The sequence below is a fragment of the Lactobacillus leichmannii genome, assembly GCF_024701915.1.
GTDB lineage: Bacteria > Bacillota > Bacilli > Lactobacillales > Lactobacillaceae > Lactobacillus > Lactobacillus delbrueckii.
The window spans coordinates 1-16616 of the sequence record NZ_QOCY01000022.1 but is presented as its reverse complement, the minus strand read 5'-3'; the positions used below and the strand labels follow the sequence as shown (position 1 = coordinate 16616).

Annotated in this window: 11 protein-coding genes, 1 other RNA gene and 1 pseudogene; 3 read left to right on the top strand and 10 right to left on the bottom strand. The window is 51.6% G+C overall.

The genetic code is table 11. The annotated features are described in order from the left end of the window. Positions 1 to 17: 17 nt before the first annotated feature. From dnaX to DS743_RS02215, 7 genes are all read right to left on the bottom strand, one after another. A complete protein-coding gene (gene dnaX, locus DS743_RS02245) occupies positions 18 to 1841 on the bottom strand; it encodes a DNA polymerase III subunit gamma/tau (RefSeq protein WP_035185320.1) in 1824 nt (607 codons plus the stop codon). Between the two features lie 53 nt (positions 1842 to 1894). Then, positions 1895 to 1991: signal recognition particle sRNA small type (ffs, locus tag DS743_RS02240), an RNA gene on the bottom strand. A gap of 9 nt (positions 1992 to 2000) precedes the next feature. Further along, positions 2001 to 2510, bottom strand: a complete 510-nt coding sequence (tadA, locus tag DS743_RS02235) for a tRNA adenosine(34) deaminase TadA (protein WP_013439987.1) — start codon at positions 2508 to 2510, stop codon at positions 2001 to 2003. Continuing rightward, positions 2510 to 3112: a class I SAM-dependent methyltransferase gene (locus DS743_RS02230; RefSeq protein WP_002876534.1), complete on the bottom strand. Its 603-nt coding sequence runs from the start codon at positions 3110 to 3112 to the stop codon at positions 2510 to 2512. Before DS743_RS02230 ends, tadA begins: the two co-directional genes overlap by 1 nt. 1 nt (position 3113) lies before the next feature. Further along, positions 3114 to 3644: a bifunctional pyr operon transcriptional regulator/uracil phosphoribosyltransferase PyrR gene (pyrR, locus tag DS743_RS02225; protein ID WP_002876533.1), complete on the bottom strand. Its 531-nt coding sequence runs from the start codon at positions 3642 to 3644 to the stop codon at positions 3114 to 3116. A 91-nt stretch (positions 3645 to 3735) separates the two neighbouring features. Then, the gene (locus tag DS743_RS02220; protein ID WP_035185318.1) at positions 3736 to 6603 is read right to left on the bottom strand and encodes a hypothetical protein; all 2868 of its coding nucleotides are present in this window, start codon (positions 6601 to 6603) and stop codon (positions 3736 to 3738) included. A 56-nt stretch (positions 6604 to 6659) separates the two neighbouring features. Next, positions 6660 to 6938, bottom strand: a complete 279-nt coding sequence (locus tag DS743_RS02215) for a hypothetical protein (protein WP_003611058.1) — start codon at positions 6936 to 6938, stop codon at positions 6660 to 6662. A 220-nt stretch (positions 6939 to 7158) separates the two neighbouring features. Here DS743_RS02215 and DS743_RS02210 point away from each other — a divergent pair, with 220 nt between their 5' ends. Further along, on the top strand, positions 7159 to 8370 hold the full coding sequence (locus DS743_RS02210) for an SLAP domain-containing protein (RefSeq protein WP_035185315.1): 1212 nt from the start codon (positions 7159 to 7161) through the stop codon (positions 8368 to 8370). A gap of 131 nt (positions 8371 to 8501) precedes the next feature. Continuing rightward, positions 8502 to 9521: an SLAP domain-containing protein gene (locus tag DS743_RS02205; RefSeq protein WP_035185312.1), complete on the top strand. Its 1020-nt coding sequence runs from the start codon at positions 8502 to 8504 to the stop codon at positions 9519 to 9521. Between the two features lie 667 nt (positions 9522 to 10188). Here the strand turns inward: DS743_RS02205 and DS743_RS02200 are convergent. Then, on the bottom strand, positions 10189 to 13689 hold the full coding sequence (locus DS743_RS02200; RefSeq protein WP_258945802.1) for a glycosyl hydrolase 53 family protein: 3501 nt from the start codon (positions 13687 to 13689) through the stop codon (positions 10189 to 10191). A gap of 239 nt (positions 13690 to 13928) precedes the next feature. Between DS743_RS02200 and DS743_RS02195 the strand changes: the two genes are divergently transcribed. Next, on the top strand, positions 13929 to 14876 hold the full coding sequence (locus tag DS743_RS02195) for a glycoside hydrolase family 3 N-terminal domain-containing protein (protein ID WP_035185307.1): 948 nt from the start codon (positions 13929 to 13931) through the stop codon (positions 14874 to 14876). Positions 14877 to 15005: 129 nt separating this feature from the next. Here DS743_RS02195 and DS743_RS02190 read toward each other — a convergent pair whose 3' ends face one another. Together DS743_RS02190 and DS743_RS02185 are read right to left on the bottom strand one after the other, a co-directional pair. After that, complete coding sequence (locus tag DS743_RS02190; protein ID WP_035185305.1) at positions 15006 to 16124, bottom strand: serine hydrolase domain-containing protein; 1119 nt, start codon at positions 16122 to 16124, stop codon at positions 15006 to 15008. 147 nt (positions 16125 to 16271) lie between these two features. Then, a pseudogene (locus DS743_RS02185) lies at positions 16272 to 16616 on the bottom strand (IS30 family transposase); the annotation flags it as partial.

Below are 16616 nucleotides of genomic sequence, written 5' to 3'. Positions count from 1 at the left end.
AAGTTTTTTGGCGAATATTAGTCCTTAACCTGGGCCAAAGGGCCGAAAAGCTCTTCTGCCTTGGTCACGATCGCATCATCTGCCGCTTCTTCCGGCGGCGCCTGGTCCGGCAAAGGCGGCTCAGGAGCTGCTTCTTCTGCCGGCTGGGCTTCTGCTGGCTGGGCCTTGGCCCGGAGCTGACTGGCATGTTCTTTAATGAATTCCTGGCGGATCTTTGGCCAGGCCTTTTCGTCAACGATGGCGATGGTCCAGCTCTCCTTAGTCAATTGATCCAGGTCAGCTTTGAGAGTTGCTAAAAATTCCTGAGGATTTGTGGCCAGCTGCCAGGCCCGGGACTGGCTGGACAAAAGAACCGCCCGGTCGCTGGCCGCGATCGGCTGCAGGAAGCCCAAGACCGTCTTGGCCGGCTCTTCCAGCATGCTTGGCAAGTCGCGGTCCCAAAGGTTGCGGGCCTCAGCTAAGCCGGACTTGGTGGCCTGGCTTAAGACCGCGTAGATCTCTTCCTGGCTGCTGGTGATTTCAGCCTGCAGGCTTTCGGCTTGCTGCTGCTTTTCCGCCGCCTGCTGGGCCACTTCGGTTGCCCCGCCCTTTTGCGTGTACAGCTGCTGGTTGAGCTGGAAGACATGGCGGGGGCTGAAGGCCTGGCTTGGCCGCTGACTCAGCTGCTGAACCTGCTGGGTCAGCTGGTGGACTTGTTCTTTCAAGGCCTTGATCTGCCGCTCTATGGCCGGGTTGCTGGCCGCGGAAGCAACTTGCGGGCCTGCCTGGCTGTTTTGCCGCTTCTGGCTGGCCTGGACTAAAAAGACTTCCAAGGGAATCTGCTGCTGGTTGGTAAAGCGGAGACTGCCCAAGGCGTCATTAGCCTGGTCAATAATCTGGCTGAAGCGGTCCGGGCTTTGCTGGGCAATTTCCTGGGCAAAGTCATCCGTCAGGAATTCCCCCTGTCCTGTTTTGGTAAAAAGCATGGCCTGGACGGTCAAGCTGATAATTTCATTTAAGATGTTTTGAGCGCTGGCCCCGTCCTGGATGGCAGACTTAGCTAAATCCAGGGCCGTCTGGCTGTCCCCGTTTAAGAGGGCCAAAAGGAGCTTTTCCACTTGCTCCTGGGCGGCAAAGCCGGTGACTTCCAGGGCGTCCTCGTAGCGGACACTGCTTTTTTCAAAAGAAAGGAGCTGGTCCAAAATGCTCAAGGCATCCCGCATCCCCCCGTCAGCGACTTGCGCGATGACCTTTAAGGCCTTGTCCTCATATTCGACCCCTTCCTGGCCCAGGATGTATTCCATCCGCTGGACCATGGCCTCATTTGAGAAGCGCTTGAAGTTGTAGCGCTGGGTTCTGGAAATGATGGTGGCCGGCACCTTCTGCAGTTCAGTCGTCGCCAAAATAAAGACGACGCTGGCCGGCGGTTCTTCCAAAGTCTTTAAAAGGGCATTGAAGGCTGAAATCGACAGCATGTGGACTTCGTCGATGATGTAAACCTTGTACTTGCCTTCAGTTGGGGCGTAGTGGACCTTGTCTAAAAGGTCGCGGATTTCGTCAACGCTGTTGTTTGAGGCCGCGTCCATTTCAATTATGTCCGGCATTGCCCCCTGGTCGGCGGCCAGGCAGTTGCTGCACTCGTTGCAAGGTTCGCCCTCTTGCAGGTTTAAACAGTTCAAGGCCTTGGCAAAAATCTTGGCGCATGAGGTCTTCCCCGTCCCCCGCGGGCCGGCAAAAAGAAAGGCATGCGAGACCTTGCCCCGGATAAGTGAATTCTTGAGGGTATCGGTAATGGCTTCCTGCCCGACCACATCATCAAAGGTGCGCGGGCGCCATTTGCGATACAAAGCTTGATAAGCCATACATTCTCCCCGTAATGAAAAAGCTCCTAGCCCCGAAGAGCTAAGAGCCTGTTAATTGCTAAATAAAGGGCACATGTCCAAGCGACCTTAGTGCTGCTACCTTCCGGTCCTGACACGCTTCGGAGGTCGAACATTGCCCAATACATATTGTAACCTAAACTAATCCTTTTGGCAATTTTCCTGGGCTTTTTTTGCTAATTTTTGCTTGCGGCGGATTTCCCGGAAGAAATCTTTCAAAAGCAGGGCCCCTTGCTCCTTGTAAAGACCCCGGATGACCTCGGGATGGTGGTTGAATTTTTCCACGCTGAAGAGGTCGACCACGCTGCCGGCGGCGCCAGCTTTGGGATCCATGGCCGCAAAGTAGACTTCCTTGATCCGGGAGTTGATAATGGCTCCGGCACACATGGCGCAAGGCTCCAGCGTGACAAACAGGCTGCAGTCGATCAGGCGCCAGGAGTCTAGCTTTTGGCAGGCTTCTTTAATAGCCAGAATTTCGGCATGGGCTGTCCCGTCTTCATCCAGCTCCCGCCGGTTGTAGCCCCGGCCGATAATCTGCCCGTCTGGCCCCACGACAACGGCCCCGATGGGAACCTCGTCTTGCCGGCGGGCCTTTTCTGCTTCCGCAAAGGCGGCCTCCATGTAGGTCTTTTTTTCTTCGCTTGAATACATTATTTCTTCACGCTCTTTAAAATGTAGTAGCCCTTGTCCCGGGTCAAGATTTCGCAGTTGCCCAGGCTGGCTGCCATCAGCTTCTTCGCGCTCGGTGCCCCCTGCTTTTTCTGGATGACGACCAGCAAAATCCCGCCATCAATTAAGTGGTCCTTAGCTTCTGACAAAATGCTGGACCAGATGGCTTTGCCGGCCCGGATCGGCGGATTGGTCACGATCATGGCATATTGGCCGGAAACTTCTTGATAGCGGTCTGAGGCAAAAATATTAACGTTGCCTGCCCCGTTGGCCGCCGCGTTTCTTCTGGCCAGGTCCATGGCCCGTTCATTAACGTCAACCATGTCGACCTGGCGGCCGGGCCACTTTTTAGCGGCGAAAAGACCGATCGGGCCATAGCCGCAGCCGACATCCAGAATATTGCCGCCTGGCAGCTCCTGGTCCAGCATCTGCTCAATCAAGACCCCGCTGCCGTAGTCGACCCGGTTTTTGGAAAAAACGCCGGCGTCCGTGGTCAGGTTTAAGTTAATGCCATTAAGGTGGTAGTTGACATGGTGCTCATCATGGTCAACCGTGGGATTTTCAGTAAAGTATTGTTCAGCCATCTTATGCCTCGCTGATCTTTACGGCGTCAGTACCGTCGATTTCGCTGACCTGGACCTGGACGTCCTCGCTGGCCGCGGTTGGGATGTTCTTACCGATAAAGTCCGGCCGGATCGGCAGTTCCCGGTGGCCCCGGTCGATCAAGACCGCCAGAGCGATCTTGTCTGGCCGGCCCTGGTCCATGATGGCGTCAAGAGCTGCCCGGATGGTCCGGCCAGTGTAAAGGACGTCGTCAACCAGGATGACCGTCTTGCCAGTCAAGTCAAAGGAAGTGTCAAAGCTGGCAATGGCCTTGGCCTTTTCCTCCTGGCTGAGGTCGTCCCGGTAGGCGGAGATGTCTAAAGACAAGACTGGCAGCTGGCTGTCTTCAATCTTGGCCAGGCGATCACCGATTCTCTGGGCCAGGTACCAGCCCCGGGTCTTGATCCCGATTAAGACCAGGTTTTCCGTCCCCTGGTTTCTTTCCACGATTTCGTAGCTCATTCTGGTCAGAGCCCGGCGGATCCCCGCTTCATCCATGATTTGTTTGCTCATTTTTCTTCTCTCCGTATGGTAGTCTTTTTCTATTCTATTGTTCTTTTCTGTTTCTATTTTTTATTCTGGTAAAAAAGCATCGCTAACCATTTTATAAGACTGGCCCGGATTTAGTCAAATTCCGCCAGTTCTTTTCATAAGCGCTGGCCACCAGGTCCAGGTACTTGTCATAGTCAAGCGAATGCAAAATTGCTTCCTGCTCTTCAGCTTGAAGTAAGTTGACGGCCCGGTTTTCCACGTGCATGAACCAGTCAGGTGACAGATTAGGAATTTTCTGGACCGTAGCCTCCCGGCCTTTTGCCAAGTTGCCCAGGCCGTTAGCCTTAAGGACGGACAGGGCTTCTTGGTCATGCTGGATCACGGCCTCCCCGCTTTTCTTGCGCTTGTTCAGCATGGCCGGGGTCAGCTTTTTAGCCGCGGCGGAATAAAGGTGAACCGTCTTCGGCAGGCCGTCTTGATAGATAAAGACCCGGTTGTAGCGCTGCAAGATTAAGAGCTGGCCGGCATCCCCCCGGCCGAAAATGCAGTTAGCCCGCTCCTTGCTGTGGTTGGCTGAGAGGACGTTTTGGAACATTCTGAGCCGGTGGGCCGGGTCTGGGAAGGCTTCCTCAGCTTCCGCCAGAATCTGCCGGCCCAGGTCCCGGTCAAAAGGCGCTGCCAGGTCTGTTCTTTTTTCCAGCAGGTAGCGGCTTAGGGCCCAGTCGATGATGGCCGGGTGGGCCAGGGACTTGGTTGGGCTGGTGTCCTTCCGGCAGGCCAGGCTGCCTGAGGCAGACAGGATCTTGGTCAAGTCCGGGCTGGCTTCCAGGCGGTTGTTGGAGTCTTTAGAAACCAGGTAGAGTTCTTCCGGGACGATTTCCACACCGATTTCAGCAGCTTCTTTAGCCAAGATCTTCCGGTTTAAGTCCGCGTCCAAAACTGAGTAAAGGCCATCAGTGTTGGTTGACACGATCCGGGCTCCGGCATAGGTCTGGGCCTGGCCGATCATATAAGTGAAGAGCTGTCCGATGATCCGCATGGACCGGATCCGGTTGTTCATTCTAATAGAGGACGGCACTTGCCCCTCTCTTGGGTCAGCGGCCCCGGTAGCTGAGTTTAAGATCAGCTTGGTCCCTTCTCTTTCAATATTAAACATCCGCCGCTCTTCGTCGCTGTATTGGGGATCAGTCCGCTTTTTGTCCAATTCCTGCTTTCTTTCAAAGATCGCCGTATACCGGTCTTCACCTAAGCGGTCATTGTAAAAAGCATTCAAGCGCCGGAGCATGTTTGGATAGTAGGAAGTAAAGTCCTCGTGGTTGGTCAGGTCGCTTGAAGTAAAGGCATAGCGGTCATCCAGTCGAACCCGGCTCCCCTGCTTTTTGAAAACGGTTGGTTCATCTTGACTGAAGTCCCGCCAAAACTGCCCCCGGTCGGCCGGATCCGTCTTCTCCATCAGCTTGATCGTTGCTTTGGCAGTCAGAAAAGTCTGGTACTTTTCCACCCGGCCGTCTGGCAGGGTAACTTCTCTGGCCTTACGCAAGTCCAAAGGGTCTGGGTAAAGCTTTTGCACATAAGCCAGGTCAGCCTGCTTTTTCTCCCAAAGGGCATGGTCTTTTAAATAAAGGTCACGGTTATATTCTGACCCATGCAGGCCGCCGACGGAAAAAGTAATGTAGCAAGTCGATGGCTGGCCGTCCTTTTGGTAGTAGAAAAGGTTGGTATCTTCGTTTTCGACATCACTTAAGTCGCTGACCGGCAGGGCCTGGTCGCCGTAATCTTCCCGGTATTCTTTTGAAGGATTGAAGTTCTTGCCGGCAAACTGCTTGTAGTAGTCATAAACCCGGTCGAACTTCTTGCGTAAGTTTTTGTCCTCAAAGAGCTTGTAGAAAAAGTCCCGACTTTCTTCCAAGATGTCTCTCTGCTTTTCGCCCGTTTTTTCCGCCACGCTGGCCGCCGGGTACAAGAAGGAAACAGCCCGGTCGTCTTTTAAGCGGCCGTATGGGCAGATGGTCCGGCGGGCAAAATTAGCAGAAGAAGAATCGATGGTCAAGCGGTCTTTTCTGACAAAGGCCGGGCCGATTTTCGCCTGGTAGCTGTCCCCGTCTTCTTGGTAGATCAAGTCCGGGTACTGGCCCAAGAGGCCCTTTTTCAAAATAAACTGGCCCTGGTAGTAAGGATGGCAGAAAAGCTCCTTTAAATTGACCACGTCAGAAACGTTGTAGGCAATGAGATCTGCCAGTTCTTCAGGACTGGTCAAATAGTCCTGGCCAGGCTTTAATTTGTCACTTTCCAGAATCTGCCAGCCCAGCATCCCCAAAAGGCGCTTGAGGCCAACCCGTCTTTGCCGCTCATTGAGCTGGGCCACGTCGATATGGCGGCCGGACATCTGGAAGTTTTTGGCAACTAAACCCATAGTCTTGTCCTGCCAAAGGCGCAGGCGCATGTTGCCCATATAGCGGCTGAAGAGCTCATCGTTAAAGTCCCGCATCTCCCTGGCCGTCACGGCTGAAAAGCGGTCCCGCTTGCCGCTTTCGCCAGGCTGCCAGGCTCTAGTAAAGTAGTAGGCCAGCATGGTCAAGTCGTAGTTGCTGGAATTGTAGCCCATCAGGTAGGGCGCTTCTTCTTCCTGGTAGCCGGCGTCAGTGTCGCAGACCGGGCGGAACTGGCCAGGGAAAGAGGACGGGGCTTGGGGATCATTGACGTATTGGGCATCTGAAACCCCAAAGGTCTGGGCCAGACGGGCGGAAGCTGCACTTGAGCAGAGATTGTAGTAGTAGATCTCCCCTTTAAAGTTCTGGTTCTTCTCCCGGATCCGCCGGGCAGCAGCCTTCTTAAAGTCCAGGCTGTCTTTGTCATTTAAGGCCGGATCATCAACTAGGTAATAGATGTCAACCCGCTGGTCGTCTGGCCGGTAGCAGGACAAGGTAAAGGCGTTGGTCAAAGATTCGATATCGTAGAAATAAGAATTGAGTCGGCTCATTTTTTCCTCCAGTCGTTTACTTACATTTTAGCAAAAAGCAAGAAAAAAGCGGGCCATCAGGTCCGCTCCCTTGTCCTGCCGTGCAGCTGCTCATAGCGCTCCAGCGACATTGAGGTTACATGATAATTCTTGCAATAAGGACACCGGTAAGCCCGAATCGGCATCTGCCGCCAGTGCTCATGGTTGATTTCACGCAGGTGAACGGTCACCTCTTCCTGGTAAAGAAACAAGTCGGCATCAAACTTCGTCTTAAAGGCCCGCTTGCCGCTGGGACAAGCAAGCAGACGGCTGCGGCGGGCGCGCCGGTAAGCCTTACTGGCTTTGCTCTTCGTCATTGCCATGCCCCCTTACTTTCTTCAGAAGTAAAACAGCAGATCACTGATTCCTTATGTCAATATTCACTTTCTAGCTTGATTTTATCACCATTCGCCTGCCTGCTCAATTAATAGCCACTTTTTACCAAGATTTCAGTAAGCGCTCTATTGTTTTTTAATTAAATAAGGACGATAATAAACTAGTGTGCAAAGAACATTTCATGAATTCTTAGGAGGCAAAATGAGAAAATTAACTAAGTCTGTCGTGACTGCTTTGTCACTGGCAACCGCAACCCTGTCAGTAATTCCGCAAGCAGCCGCTCCGGCAGAGGCAGCTATTCAGACCAAGACCAGCAAAGAATACGTAAATGGCAGCTATACTGTAGCCGCCAGCTTCTATGACAGCGGCAGCAAGGTTTATTCAACTGAAGCCAGCTTTTTGACGGCAGCCGCAGCCAAGGTCACGATCAAGAGCAAGAAAATTTCTTCAGTGTCCTTCACCCTGGCCAAGGACAGCCCGGCCTACAGCGACTTGACCATCAACGGATCCAAGGCCAAGACCAGCACTGGCAAGGACGGCAGCGTAACCTATACCTTTGCTGCCGGCGCTTACCAAACCAGCTCAAAGGCTGCTACCTTCACGGTCAACGGCTCAAAGTTCAGCGCTGACGTTGTCTTCAGTGCTTTGCCAAGCTCAGCCTTTGTGACTGTCACTGAAACTTCAGCAGTAGTCAAGAAGAAGGTGCAAAAGAACTCAGCTGTTTACAACCGTGACGGGGCTAAGACCAAGTACAAGTCAATCAAGGCCGGCAAGACCGTTACTACTTACGGCACTTTGACCCGGGGCACTACTAAGTACTACAAGGTTTCCAAGACCGCAAGCAAGTACATCAAGGCTTCTAACGTTGACGGCCGCTACATCACCTTGAAGAACGCGGCTGCCGTTTACGCCCAGGACTTGAAGAAGACCAAGACCAGCTACAAGAAGGGCAAGAAGGTTTACGCTTACGCCTACGCTATCTTGGGCGGGGAAAAGTACTACAAGCTCGGCACTAACAAGTACATCAAGGCCTTGAACGCTGACGGCCGCTACATCACTGTTAAGCACGGCGCGGCTGTTTACAGCAAGGACTTGAAGAAGACCGGCTCATCATACAGCGAAGGCAAGAAGGTCTTGACCTTCGGCCGGACCACTTTGAGCAACAAGAAGAAGTACTACCAAGTTGGCCAAAACAAGTTCATCGTTGCTTCCAACGTTGACGGCACCACCCGGACTTTGAAGAAGAACGCCTACATCTACAAGAAGTCCAAGGGCAAAGCAGTCCGCTACAAGAAGTACGTCTTGAAGAAGAACAGCAAGCGCAAGACTTACGGCAGCGCTGTATCAATCAAGGGCAAGAAGTACTACATCATCTCAGTTGGCCAATACGTGGTTAAGTCCAACTTCCGCTAAAACTGAAGATAAGCTTGAAAAGATTCTGCTTCGGCAGGATCTTTTTTGCTTTTTTTTGATTTTATAAGGGCGATAATAAATTAATATCTTAATCAGTAAATTTGACTAATCCCGGAAGGCAAAAATCCAGAATGAAGAAGTTAACCAAATCCCTCGTGACCGCCCTGTCACTGGCAACCGCAACCTTATCCGTAATTCCGCAGGCCGCCGCCCCAGCCGAGGCAGCTACTAAGGCCAAAAGCAAAACCGGCACGGAATACAAGGACGGCAGCTACACGGTCATGGTCACTGTAAAGAATCTGGGCAATAACATTGATGTTCCTAATAACTTTTTCCCAGCAGCCACGGTAACGATCAAGAATCATAAGATTTCATCCGTCGCGATCAGTGTAGATGACATTGATGACGCGGGCTTATACTACGTCCAAGTTAATGATCAAGTAGCGATCGGTTACCAGAAGACCTTAACCTTCGACGGCTCTGTCTACAAGAACGGCCTGCAAAACGCAAGCATTAATATCAGCGGTGATCCGTCATACTGCAATATTACTTTCGGCGACCTGCCAAGTTCAGCCTATGAGACGGTTACTGAAACTTCAGAAACGGCAAAGAAAGTCGTCAAGCGGACTGCGGCTGTTTACGACAGAAACGGCAAGAAGACCAAGGACACGGCCCTCAAGGCGGGCAAGACCATTAGTACATACGGCAGCTTAACCCGGGGCAGCGTCAAGTACTACAAGATTTCCAAGACCACTAACAAGTATGTTCAGTCTGCCGATGTCGACGGCCGCTACATCACGGTCATGCACAATTCAGCCGTTTACAGCAAGAACTTGAAGAAGACCACTTCTTCTGTGGCTGCAGGCAAGAAGATCCTGACTTTTGGCCGGACGACGATAAAGAATAAGAAGTACTACCAAACTGGCTACAACTCCTTCATCTCTGCTTCCAACGTTGACGGGACGACCCGGACCTTGAAGAAGAATGCCTATGTTTACAAGAAATCCAAGGGCAAGGCAGTCCGCTACAAGAATTCCGTCTTAAAGCAAAACAGCCAGCAGCAGACTTACGGCAGCGCCGTATCGATCAAGGGCAAGAAGTACTACATTATCGGTGTTGGCAAATACGTGGCCAAGTCTGACTTCAAGTAAAAGACAAACAAGTTGCTCGCAGTAAGAAATGCAGGTCCTTTGCGGACCTGCATTTTAATTTTTCTTTAGCTTTTCCACAGTCTTTTTTAGCAAGCAGTTCATCAAATAGCCACGCTTGCCGGTTATCCTTACAGTACAAGTTCAGAAGAACTTGCGACTAAGCAAAGGAGGCAAAAACTATGCTGAAACTGTTTACCCAATTACTCACGATTTCATTGGCCCTGTTTGCCTTTACCCGCTACAGACGGTCCCGCCGCCAACTGGCAGTAGTTCCTGCCCACCAGCGGCACAATTAAGATTCGTGACTTCCCTTTTCCCCTTGAATTTGAATTCTATCTAATTGCTGGTCTACCGCTTTAGCCAGCATTACATTAAATTTTTTATACATACCAACACACAAACCTCCATCTCGATGGCAAAAAGCCCTGGCATTCGCCAGGGCTTTCTTGCGCTTATCTTTACTTTTTTACCAGCTCTTACAGGTTCTTGACCCACTTCAAAGAAGCAGAAACATTGATCTTGATTGGATCGCCGTACTTGGCCCCCTTGTTCAAAGCTGCTAAGTCGGTCCCGTCCAGGTAGTAGACGTAGTGGTAGACACTGGTTGCAGCAGTAAACTTGACTTGGTATTCCTTGCTTGAAGCAATGCCAGCATTAATTGCTTCAGCTAAGTCCCGTCCAGGTAGTAGACGTAGTGGTAGACACTGGTTGCAGCAGTAAACTTGACTTGGTATTCCTTGCTTGAAGTAATGCCAGCATTTACGGCTTCAGCGATCTTAGCAAAGTTGTCAGCAGAGATTTCCGCTCCCTTTTCACCAGTCAGGTATTGAGCAGCAGCCTTTTCGATCAAGGCCGTGTCTTCAGCTGACAGCTTTTGGCCAACCGTCATTGGGCTGTCAATGGTGACATTGTCCAGGCCCCAGACAGTCGTAGCAGTTGCTTCAACAGTTGAGCTTGCCTTTTCGATCACCTTTTCGTCCTTAACCAAGGTAGCCGTGTAGTTGACCGTGATCGGGCTGCCATAAGTAGCGCCTTCGTTGGCCTTAAGGAAGTTGGCCAGCTTTTCAGCAGAAGTATTTCCTTCCAGCCAGTATTCGTAGTGGTAGTTGTTGCCAGCTTCGTCCTTAAATTGGTCGCTCTTCAAGCCGTCAGTCAAGCCGGCGTAGAGGGCCTTCAGCGAAGCTTCGCTGATCTTGGTCCCCTTGACCCCGTTCAAGTACTTGGAAACAGCCCCGTCCAGGTAGTTAGTCAAAGTCAAGTCCTGGCCGACCTGCAACTGGTTTTCAGCCTTAAGACTTGATTGATCTGCCCCGTAAAGAGCGGCTAATTTTGGCGTGACAGTTGAAGCAGTGTTTTCAGCTGATTCATAGCCAGTTAAGAAGCCCTTGTACATCATCAAGGACTGCAGCGGGTAGCCGTGGTCGTCAAAGAGGGCTACGTTGTCCCAAGTGGAACCGCCCCAAGTTTCCTTGCCTTCGTAGTACATTACGTTTTCTGGCGCATAGCCGATCGCGTACTTGGCAGCCCAGCCAGTCCCGTAGACGTTGGACATTTCCTTGTTGTAGTTCCAGTTGTTCCAGCCGGCCTTAACAGCGATTTGGGCTGGTTCCCAGTAGAAGGCACCAACGCTGCCGCCAGCGATGATCGCCTTGTACATGTCAGCCATCGCGTCAACTTGCCCTTGCGGGTCAGCCGTGTAGAAAACACCGTCTGGCATGGTTGGCATTTGCCCGATGGAGTTGCCAGTACCGTCTGAGTCGTTCAGGTTGTTCAGCCAGCCAGTTTCCAGAATGACGGTCGTCTTGCCGAATTCTTCCTTAGCCATCTTTTCAACAGCCAGCAGGTTGTTTGGCGTGTTGGCACCCTTGCCCAGGCTTTGGCCATTGTAAGTCCCGTTGTCGTTCCCGGTTGACCAGAATGGGTAGTAAGAAGTCCCCAGATAGTCGTAGTCGATCCCATGCTTCTTGAAGACAGTCATGATCGTCCGGTACTTGTAGATATTTGGCGTTTCCAGCTGCAGGGCAATCTTAGCCTGCGGAGCAGCATTTCTGACTGCCTTGGCCGCGGTTGCCAGGTATTCAGCTACCTGGTCGCCGTCAGCGCTCTTCCACAGAGTTTCCCAGTTGCCGCCATGGTCACGGTCAGTGTACAAGCCGAAGGCCCCGTTGGTGATTTCGTTGCCGACTTGCACCATATCAGCGCTGGCACCGGCATTGCGCAGGTCGGTGAGCACCTTTTCCGTGTAGAGCTTAATTGATTCGTCCAGGGCGGTGACTGACAGGTCCTTCCAGGCCTTTGGCAGGATCTGCTTTGCCGGGTCAACCCAGAAGTCGGAGTAGTGGAAGTCCAAAAGGACCTTCATCCCGTACTTCTTGGCTTCGCTGGCGATCTTGATCACACTGGCTTCGTCAGTGTTACCACCGCCGTAGCCCATGCCGTCAGCGTTGTATGGATCGTTCCAGATCCGCAGGCGGACCCAGTTGACCCCGGCGTCAGCCAGAACCTTAATCAAGCTGGCTTCTTTGCCGTCAAAGTCGTAGAACTTAACGCCGGCGTTAACCAAAGCCTGGTGAGTTGAGATGTCGACCCCGCGGATCATGTCATCAGTCATGCCAGGGATCTTTTCCACCTTGACGTTTTCATACTTAAGGCCGGTTTCAGACCCGGTCTGGTAAGCAGCGGTGATTTCATCAGCCGTCTTCTTGCTGGTTGGAGTTTCGTCAACTGCGTCGGTATTAGTACCCGTACCGGCAACCAAGGTAGCCGTGTAGACAGACTTCAAGGCGTCGCCGTACTTAACGCCGGTGTTGGCCTTGAGGAAATTGGCCAGCTTCTCAGCGCTGTCCTTGCCGCTGAGCCAGTATTGGTAGTGGTAGGCCTTGCCATTCGCGTCATAGTAAAGGCTGCTGCCTTCAAAGGCAGTTGCATCCCCGGCCAGACCGGCAAAGATAGTTTGCAGGACTTCTTGGCTGATGGCCGTACCGGCCTTGCCCGTCAACAGGGCTGAGGAAACGCCGTCAGTCAAAGTCTTGGCATCTTCATCGCTCATCTTGCTAGTTACCGGGTTGGTCACCTTGCCGGCGTCGCTGTAAACGGCGCTGACGCTTGGGTCGATCTTGGAGACAGCTTGAGCTGCTTTTTTCACTTCTTCAACCTTGTAGATCAAGGCAGATGCGACACCGTTGTAGTAGCCGGCCCCGATCACGCTGCCAGTAGCATCAGTATTGCCCAGTTTGGAAACCAGGGCGGCAGCTACTTGGCTGGCGCTAGCCCCGCTTTGACCGACGTTCAAGGTCAGACTGGCCAGAACCTTGCCGGACATGGAGGAGTTGTTTTCCATCAAGGTCGCGATCAGGTCATTGTCGTTCTTAACGTCACCTTGGGCCAGGAGCTGGGCCATTTCGTGGGTAGCTGATTCTTGGTACTTGTTCTTAGTTTCAGTCCAGTCATACTTGACTGCCTTCTTCAGCTTGCTTGCGGCTGAGAATTCGATTTGGTCGCGGAGCAATTGGCCGAAGTCCAGGTTGTTGCTGATAGCACCGGTATTGTCAAAAGTAGCGGTAATCCCGTTGACCTTCTTTGTCGTGCTCTTGGCAATCCGGCCATTGGCGTCAGCGTAGTACTGCTTGCCCTTGACCGTGAAGACCTGGTTCTTGACTACTTGGCCGTTTGCATCATAGTAGTAAGTCTTGCCGCTGGTCGTCTTAAAGGCGCTCTTAGTGGCAGTAGTGGTCGTCGTGGTAGTAGTTGCCGCCTTAGTCGCCGTTACCGCGCTGGTCTTGGTTTGCACGGTGTTGGCAGCTACAGTCTTAGTGGTGGTAGTAGTTGCCGCAGTAGTTTTAGCAGTATCTGCCGTGGCAGTTGCAGTCTTTGCGATATTTTCAGTAGCTGCAGTATCTGCGCTAGTCTTGCTGTCAGTTGCCGTATCCGCGGTCTTAGTTGTATCCGCTGCGGTTTGCTTTGCCTGGGTATCAGTGCTTTGAACGGCTTGCGTTTGCTCTGCTTGTGCTGCTTGGGTATTGGCAGTCTGCTGGTCACTAGCCTGGCTGTCGGTTACGTCAGCCTTGGCTGGGTTGGCATAGGCCAAGCCAGTTGCCGTGGCTAACAGGGCCAAGTTGGCCGCTACGATTTTTTTGCTCTTAAAATGCTTGATCTGTCTCTTTTTCATAGAGGTCCTTCCCAATTTTTTCCATTAAATTTCTATCTTAGTTTATTATACCGTTTTCAATTAAGTTGTTCAGTCTTTTTCGAGAAAGCGATAAAATATCAAGAAAACTGCCAAATCTATGCTTTCTTGCCTCCTTTTCCTTGCCTGCCGCCCGGAAAAGGCCAATAATATTATTTATCAACAGATTGTAAAACCCACAAAATATCCATTTTGTTTTAACTTTAGAAAGCAGGTACATCATGTCTTCACTTAGTCAAAAACTGGCCAGCCTTTTCCTAATCGACAGCACTGGCGATTTTACTGAAAACCTCCGCCTTTTGGAGCAGTACCAGCCAGCCGGCCTCCTCCTCTTTGCCAAAGACCTGGCGGGCCTAAGCGAAAAGGCTGTTAAAGAGCGGCTGGCAATTTACCGGCAGGCCCGACCAGGTTTGCTGCTCGCCATTGACCAGGAAGGCGGCTTAGTCAGCCGCTTGTCCACCCTTTACCCAAACCGGTCTTACCCCAGCCAGGCTGAACTTTTGAAAAAGGGGGCTGACTTTTTCTTAGCAGAAAACCAAAAGACGGCCCTGGAATTAAAAGATTTAGGCATCAACTTGAACCTTGCTCCGGTGGCTGATCTTTCGCTTGATCCGGCCAGCTTCATCTACAGCCGGACCCTGCAAGCAGGAGCTGAGGAAACCGGGCCGGCAATCGCGGCCTTTATCAAGCTCTACCGGCAGCTGGGAGTCGCCTCCTGCGCCAAGCATTTTCCTGGCTACGGGGATGCCGGCAACACCCACCAGGCTCCGGCTAAAGACCTTAGAAGCCTTAAGGAAGCCCAGCTGCATCTTTTACCTTTTAAAGCTGCGATCGCGGCGGGCGTGCCGACTATCATGGTAGCTCACTTGGAAGTTGCCTGCTATAGCCCTGGCCCTGCTTCCCTCTCCCCGGAAATCTACCGCCTGCTCAAGGAGGACCTTCATTATTTCGGCGTGGCCATCACCGACGACTTAGCTATGGCGGCGGCGCGAGAGAGCAGCTGCCCGGAACTTTTGGCCCTAAAGGCCGGAGCCGACCTCCTTTTAGGCGGCAAATTGGAAAACTTGCCAATTTTGGAAGCAGCCGCAGAGAGCGGTGAATTGCCAAAAGAGCGGATCAAAGACGCCCTGGTCCGGGTCCAGACCCTGCAGGACGATTATTCCCTTTAAGCTTTTAAAAAGCTCTGTAACATTTCAGAATTAACCAGCAATTAACGACAAAAAAGGCAGATCCGGAGATCTGCCTTTTTATCTTGCAATTTATTGTCTATTTCTTACTTTGTTTCTTTGTTACTTTGCTTAAGTCTTAGAGAAAGTAGCAAACCTGATCTCTTTCAAGATCTGGTAGCCAACATCCTTGACCTTGTCTTCACCAAAGCTGCGCTGGTTGAGAAGCAGGATAATCCCGTTCTTGTTGTCAGCTGTCAGCTGGAAGTAAGCAGCATAGTGGGTGCTGCCAATTGCCCCGTAGGCCAGCTTGACCTTTTCCCCCTTCTTGAGGTAAACCCCGCCGCTATATTGGTTGATCTTGCTCTTGAGGTGGGTCAGCTTGTGAAAGGCGCTCGGCGACAGGAACTGCCCAGTCCCCAAAGCTTCTTGGATAAGATAGTAGTCGCTGGCTGTCGTCAGCATGTTCCCGGCCCCAACCAGCTGAGACAACCGTGTCTTTTCCAAAGTTGCCGCCTGCTGGTAGTTCTTGCCATGCTTATAGGCGTAAGATACAGCCAGCATCTTATTCTTAGGCAGCTGGCTGCTTACATAAGTTGACTTGAGGCCCAGCCGCTGGACCACCCGCTTCTTAAAGTTCCAGGCGTATGACTTATGGCTCACCTTCTTGATGATGCCTGCCAGCAAAACATAATTGACGTCGCTGTAGTGGTAGCTCCCCACCTTGTCCTGCGGCAATTGGTTGGCCCGGTTCACAATCCAGTTTACTGCCTGGTCTTCACTGTAATTGATATGGCGGTCGGCTTCGACTTCCGGAATCTGCAAGCCTGAAGTGTGGGAAAGCAAGTTGCCCACGCTGATTTTCTTGGCATTCCGCAAGGCCGGGTACCAGCGAGAGATCTTCGTGTTTTGGCTAAAAGCACTTGAACTCCCCTTCTTTTCTTCCATCAGCTGCATGATCATGGCCCCGGTTACTTCCTTTTGCATGGAAGCGGCCGGGTAGACGACCTGGCTGGCACCGTTCTTGACCTTCTGCTTAGCATTAGCCAAGCCGTAGTTAACGACCTGGACATGCCCGTTTTGCACTATAGCCACGCTGCCGGTCACATGCTTCTTCTTAAAAAGCTTCTCGACAAAAACATGCATATCGGCCGCCGTTACCAGATCAGGGGCGGTTTCTTCTGGCCAAAGCGCCAAAGCGGCCACTAAGACAAGCAGGGCAACGATTAATTTCTTACCTTTTTTGAACAAGTCTGCTTTTCCCTCCTAGAATACATATGAACATTATAAGTCCTTTTCCAGGGAAAGGGGAAAAGTTATTATAATTTTAAAGAATTAAAAAAACCGCCAATTGCAAGAATAAATTGAACACTTACCATAACATCTGGCAGATTTTGACTATCTACGCCGGTAAATGCGGTCAAGTTCGGTGTCAAAGTACTCTTCTGGAGTCTTGTAGTTTAAGATCTTCCGAGGAAGAGAGTTGCACCATACTTCGATCTTAGCAATATCTTCCACACTATACTTATCCATATGGTCTCCCTTGGGAATATAGCGTCTGATAAGCCCGTTGTGCCGTTCTACGCTGCCTTTATCACAGGATGTATAAGGGTGAGCGTATTACACAAGAGTCTTGGAAACTTGCTCAAGATCGGATAGATCTGCGAACTCAGATCCATTGTCGGTTGTGATAGACTTAAAGATTTGATTCCATTTGGATCCGTAGTACTCTCGAAGCTTATC

Coding starts and splice junctions, on each gene's coding strand:
- DS743_RS02215 (WP_003611058.1), bottom strand. CDS start 6,938: ATGACGAAGAGCAAAGCCAGTAAGGCTTACCGGCGCGCCCGCCGCAGC.
- tadA (WP_013439987.1), bottom strand. CDS start 2,510: ATGTATTCAAGCGAAGAAAAAAAGACCTACATGGAGGCCGCCTTTGCG.
- DS743_RS02220 (WP_035185318.1), bottom strand. CDS start 6,603: ATGAGCCGACTCAATTCTTATTTCTACGATATCGAATCTTTGACCAAC.
- DS743_RS02200 (WP_258945802.1), bottom strand. CDS start 13,689: ATGAAAAAGAGACAGATCAAGCATTTTAAGAGCAAAAAAATCGTAGCG.
- dnaX (WP_035185320.1), bottom strand. CDS start 1,841: ATGGCTTATCAAGCTTTGTATCGCAAATGGCGCCCGCGCACCTTTGAT.
- DS743_RS02210 (WP_035185315.1), top strand. CDS start 7,159: ATGAGAAAATTAACTAAGTCTGTCGTGACTGCTTTGTCACTGGCAACC.
- pyrR (WP_002876533.1), bottom strand. CDS start 3,644: ATGAGCAAACAAATCATGGATGAAGCGGGGATCCGCCGGGCTCTGACC.
- DS743_RS02230 (WP_002876534.1), bottom strand. CDS start 3,112: ATGGCTGAACAATACTTTACTGAAAATCCCACGGTTGACCATGATGAG.
- DS743_RS02195 (WP_035185307.1), top strand. CDS start 13,929: ATGTCTTCACTTAGTCAAAAACTGGCCAGCCTTTTCCTAATCGACAGC.
- DS743_RS02205 (WP_035185312.1), top strand. CDS start 8,502: ATGAAGAAGTTAACCAAATCCCTCGTGACCGCCCTGTCACTGGCAACC.